Below are 5,070 nucleotides of genomic sequence, written 5' to 3' on the forward strand. Positions count from 1 at the left end.
TGCGCGATCGCTACCTAGCCCTAATCGACAAAATTGTCGAAATCACCCTCAAAGGTCAAATTCGCTCCAAAGAACAAGTTTATCAAATGCTGGTGCAAGACATTAGTACCGGTACGGGCGAAATCTTTGAACGCTGTTTCGGTGAACGCCTTGATGCCACCGAAAATCAACTCAGAAATGAAAAAGACGAAATCAAACAAGCAAAGGCAAATCGCACCCTCCGAGCTCTCAAAACCATCCAAGGAGAATGGGAACGCTGGCAAAAAGATAACCGCGTCGATCGCGAAATTGCATCCTCAATCCAACAAATCGTTACGGCAGAATCTAACGCCCGTCTCCTGGCATTATTGCAAGTAATCGATCCGAATAAAGAACATCCGCTGACTCTGGCTCAATTGCAGCAATTGGCAAAATCTCTGCACCAACAAATGCTGCAAACTGCCAATCCAGAAACCGAACAAGATTTGCAGCAAATCACTGCTGGTATTGCCAAAGGTTTAGAATCTTGGCAGCGTTTGGAACCGGAACTTGTGGGCTGGATTTATCAGCCGCAGCAGCTAGGATTTGCCGGTAGCCCCGAACAAAATGGGCCTTGGGCTTTTTGGGCAAAAAAAGTTAATAGTCCCTTTCCCCAGGCTCTGTTGAATACTATTGCGCTTGGTGAATCTTTAGTTCAATTTGCGGCAAAGGAATCGAATTTAGAGTTAGGAGTATTGGTGGAAGCGGCGATTATTTTGCAGTGCTTGCAGCGGGCGTTGGCGGCATGGTTTGACAAGCAAGTTTACGATTCAAAAGTGTCAACAAAAGCTTCAATTTCTACTTACATTACTTTTGCGGTAATTTGGAGTCAGCTAGCTAGTGGGTTTAATAATTCTACCAAGAGCGGCGAGCAGTTGGCAAATGCTTGTTTTCAAGTAACTTTGCAAATTTTACGGGCTTTTTCTCAGCGGGAATACTTTCCCCTTTACGGGGGAATTTTTGCTTCGTTTGATGGTAAAGCCCTGCGACATACTTTGGATTATTTAGACGAACCGTTGCGGCGAGTTGAAGGCACTCAAGCGAAAGCTCGGATTATGACGCTTTTGGGTTATTCAATGCAGGCGGCTGGGGCCTATGAGCGATCGCTCTTGCTGCACAAGCAAGCGCTGGAAATTGCCCGTACCGAAGGAGACAAAGCTTGCGAAGTTGCCAATCTCAATCACATCAGCCGTAACTATGTTGCTCAAAAAAATTATCAGGAAGCGATTAATTACAGCCAGCGGGCTTTAATTATGGCACGACAAGCGGGAGAGCGACAAGGTGAGGCCAATGCTCTGGCTAATTTGGGTTACAGTGAAGTGTTTCAAGCGCGGCAGTTGGAGGAGGTGGAACCGGAGATTTACGAGAGTGCGATCGGTTATTTGGAACAAGGTTTGTTGCTATCGGAAAAATTGGGCGATCGCCAAAGTCAAGCTTTTTGTTCCAGCAGTCTCGGTATTGCTAAAATCGCCCTGGAAAATGCTGAATCTGCGATCGAATATTTGCTCAAAGGTTGGCAAGCGGCTCAATTCTCAGGGGATTTATATTTGCAAGGTCTGAATTTGGCTTACTTGGCTCAAGCTTATTACAGAATCAACTCACTAGAAAAAGCGATATTTGCGGGTAGCTTGGGGATGTATACTTTGGAGCAAATTGGTGCGATGGAGTGGCGTCAATCGGCGGGTTTGTTGACAATTTTGCGGGGTCAAATGGGGGCGGAATCTTTTAAAGAATCTTTGGCGAAAAGTCGAGGGAATATCATTCCGGCGATCGGTGTTGACGGCTATGATTACATCCCGGAGTTGCTGGAAAAGTATCAGCAATCTATTTAACTCTTTGTGCAACAGGCGGGAAAGCCTGTTGCTGAGAGGGGTACAAAATGTAAGTTTTAACTCAGCCAATAGCTGCATTATCAATAAGTCTTTCATGGGCAGGCTCTCCTGCCCACCCCACAACCAAATTTAAGTCTTTGTGGAACAGGCTGGAAAGCCTGTTCATGTATTTTTATGCACCCCAACCTCCAAATAATTAATGCTCAACTATCACCGGTGTGCCAACTGCCACTTTCTCAAATAAAGCCTGTGCATCTTTATCAAACATTCTGACGCAGCCGTGAGAAGCCGCCCCCCCTATCGACTCTGGATTCGGAGTACCATGAAAACCAATCACATTCTTGCCATCCGTCCAAAAGCCCATCCACCTACTGCCTAATGGATTGTCTGGCCCAGCAGGAATAAGTTCTCCTGTCCAAGGATTTTGCCAAACTGGATCTTTGATCATTTGAATAACTTTAAAATTGCCTGTAGGAGTTTCCCAGCCGCCTTTTCCCACAGCAACAGGGAAACTGGTTTGCACCTTATTTTGTCGGTAAACATAGACGCGGCGTTCTCGTAATTTCAGGACTAAACGCACTTCCTCAATAGGATTTACCGCAGGCTTTGGTTCCTGGGGAATATAACGAAATGGTTCTCCCAGGGGCGGCAGTTCTGGGGTGCCGAGATTCGGCAATTGTGTCTCGGATGTGGGCCGCTGCGCTGCGATCGCACTATTACTTGAATTAGCCACCACTTCGGCAGTCGCCTGCTGCTGTAGGCAGACCGACAGCGCGGCGACACTCAAGCTCAGTACAATTAACTTGTTAAACAAAAATTTGCTCTTCACCATTGTTTTGTTCGCTAAACTCCTCACCAGCATTTCCTACAAAGTTCCTATCTAATTATCCGCCAACCGCACCCGATGAGAAAAATTTTGAGATGGCTTTTTGAGGGGAACTGCGCTGCACAGTTTTTAGTTAAAATTCCACCACTGATAGCTTCTAACTCAACACAAAGCTTAGGCAATAATACTAAAACCACAATGTTTTTATAAGCGGCTCAGTAAAGTTACGCAATAGAATGTCGTGAGAAAACCCGGTTTATGCGTAAATATTGCCAGAAAATGATTAAATTTTACCTCCGACTAATTTGATTGTTTAGCCATGACCGACTGGCGATCGAGTATTCAAACTATGGCGCTGCTGTATCCGGCAAGCACAATCTGTCTTTGGGTAGAGTCCCCCCCCAGCAACAGTTAGGTTGGTGGAAAAAAACTGCTAAGGTCCATCGAATAAACTCAATATATCACGGCAACACTCTAGAGATGCAAACCGCTGAACTTGTTGTAAATCGGGAACTTATGAAGTAAAATTTAGTCTTTCAATACTTGTTCGATAATCTTTTTTTGAGATTGTCATAAATTTCCTACTCTGGGGATTAAACTGGATTAGGTATAGAGGTTGGGACTTTCGCGCAGCGGAAGCAAACCCGACCCTGAATAGTAGTTAATGTGAGGTTTCAATGCGTCTTCAGAAGATCAAATTATTGACAGGTGCAACACTGTCGGTGCTAATTTCGGCGGTCTCAGTACATCCTGCGATGGCTAACCCTGCAACTCAAATAGCCCAAACGCAGACCACCACAACAGCAAACACTAGAACCATTATCGGTTTTGTCAAAAGTATTGTCGGCGACGTAGTAACTATTCGCGAAGAAAACGCGCCGTACAGGACTCTCAGGATTCAAAGATGCGTCCTGAGAATTATTGGCCTAGTACCGGGAATGAAAGTCAGAGCCACAGTCGCCGGATCACAGATACAAAATATCGCGGTGATCCCCGATTATAAGGTGGTAGCCACAACGGTTGCTCGTCCCGCAACCCCAGCACCGGCACCGCGTCCGGCCCCAGAACCGCCACCGCGTCCGGCTCCTCGTCCGGCCCCAGCTCCGGCTCCGATTCCGGCTCCCCGTCCAATTCCGGCTCCGGCTCCCCGTCCGGCTCCTGTGAGAGGACTTTGGTAGAGCTAGGTTATACGATTTTAGATTTTCGATTGAAGATTGGCAATGACAATCAAGCAATTTGATCCGGTGCCCTTGGATTCATTCGTGGGGTCGCTTTCTTCAATCTAAAATTTAAAATCTCAAATCTAGAATCTAAAATCCATTGACTGATAAAGCTCAAGGTTTGGATCGCAGGTCTACAGTTGTATTGTTTTTTGCAACTGGTATCAGTAAATGGAATTAAGCCACCGCGCCGGCGGTGGCTTAGCTGTTTAATAGCAGTTAGAATAATAGAATTGTCCAGCAATTGTGGAGAAATCGCTGCTATGTATTACCTGCGTTTCTTGCTGCTAATTCTGCTGTTGCCGGTGATTGCGTGCGATCGAGCTACAGATGCGATCGCCCCTGCTGTGGGCGACAGCGGCCCCGTGTCGCAAATTCCGTCCCGTACACCGCGGGCAAATGTTGGGACAAATCAAATTGTACCGACCAAACCGCTTTCGCCGCAGCCAATCCGCATTGTTGCAACTTCTTTGCCGCGGCCAGGAGCCAGCGATAGCGCCTCAAAACCTCCTCAAGTAGTACCGATTCCCGCATCGCCAGTGCTGCAAGTCCCTCCTGGCTTTGTCGTCAACGTTTTTGCTGACAATTTAGACGCTCCGCGATGGCTGGCTTTGACGCCGACAGGCGATGTTTTGGTAACAGAAACCCGGCAGAATCGGATTACGCTGTTGCGAGATGGCAACCGCGACGGGGTTGCTGAGGTTCGCAAGACTTTTGCAAGTGCCCAAAACGGGTTAAATATTCCCTTTGGCATGGCTTTTGGCGATCGCTATTTTTTCCTCGGAAATACCGATGAAGTCCGCCGATTTCCCTACACAAAAGGGCAGGAACAATTGACAGGTAGCGGTCAAAAAATTGCCGATTTACCGGGCGGCGGCTACAACCAACACTGGACGCGAAATGTTGTCGTTTCCCCCGACAATAGCAAGCTTTTCGTCTCAGTTGGATCGCAGTCTAATGCCGATGTCGAACCGCTGCCGAGGGCGTCTGTTCAAGTGATGAATTTGGACGGCAAGAACCAGCAAATTTTTGCTTCCGGTTTGCGAAATCCGGTAGGATTGGATTTTCACCCAAAAACCAATCAACTCTACACAACAGTCAACGAACGCGACGGTTTGGGAGATGATTTGGTGCCGGATTACTTGACAAGAATTCGTCAAGGCGAGTTTTACGG

General features: G+C 47.1%; 4 protein-coding genes. 3 read left to right on the top strand and 1 reads right to left on the bottom strand.

Annotated elements, in window-relative coordinates:
- Positions 1-1,850 (top strand): tetratricopeptide repeat protein (locus QUA38_RS27150; RefSeq protein ID WP_333167377.1); only part of this gene is annotated, 1,850 nt, incomplete at its 5' end.
- Between the two features lie 196 nt (positions 1,851-2,046).
- Here the strand turns inward: QUA38_RS27150 and QUA38_RS27155 are convergent.
- Positions 2,047-2,682: a L,D-transpeptidase gene (locus QUA38_RS27155; RefSeq protein WP_333167380.1), complete on the bottom strand. Its 636-nt coding sequence runs from the start codon at positions 2,680-2,682 to the stop codon at positions 2,047-2,049.
- 671 nt (positions 2,683-3,353) lie between these two features.
- Here QUA38_RS27155 and QUA38_RS27160 point away from each other — a divergent pair.
- Together QUA38_RS27160 and QUA38_RS27165 are read left to right on the top strand one after the other, a co-directional pair.
- A complete protein-coding gene (locus QUA38_RS27160) occupies positions 3,354-3,854 on the top strand; it encodes an autotransporter (protein WP_333167382.1) in 501 nt (166 codons plus the stop codon).
- Positions 3,855-4,159: 305 nt separating this feature from the next.
- On the top strand, positions 4,160-5,070 hold a 911-nt coding region (locus QUA38_RS27165; RefSeq protein WP_333167384.1), incomplete at its 3' end, for a PQQ-dependent sugar dehydrogenase.

The sequence above is a fragment of the Microcoleus sp. Pol12B4 genome (genome assembly GCF_036701385.1).
Lineage (GTDB): Bacteria > Cyanobacteriota > Cyanobacteriia > Cyanobacteriales > Microcoleaceae > Microcoleus.

Bases quoted from the DNA above. Each gene is read 5' to 3' on its own strand.
- QUA38_RS27155 (WP_333167380.1), bottom strand. From the start codon at position 2,682: ATGGTGAAGAGCAAATTTTTGTTTAACAAGTTAATTGTACTGAGCTTG.
- QUA38_RS27160 (WP_333167382.1), top strand. From the start codon at position 3,354: ATGCGTCTTCAGAAGATCAAATTATTGACAGGTGCAACACTGTCGGTG.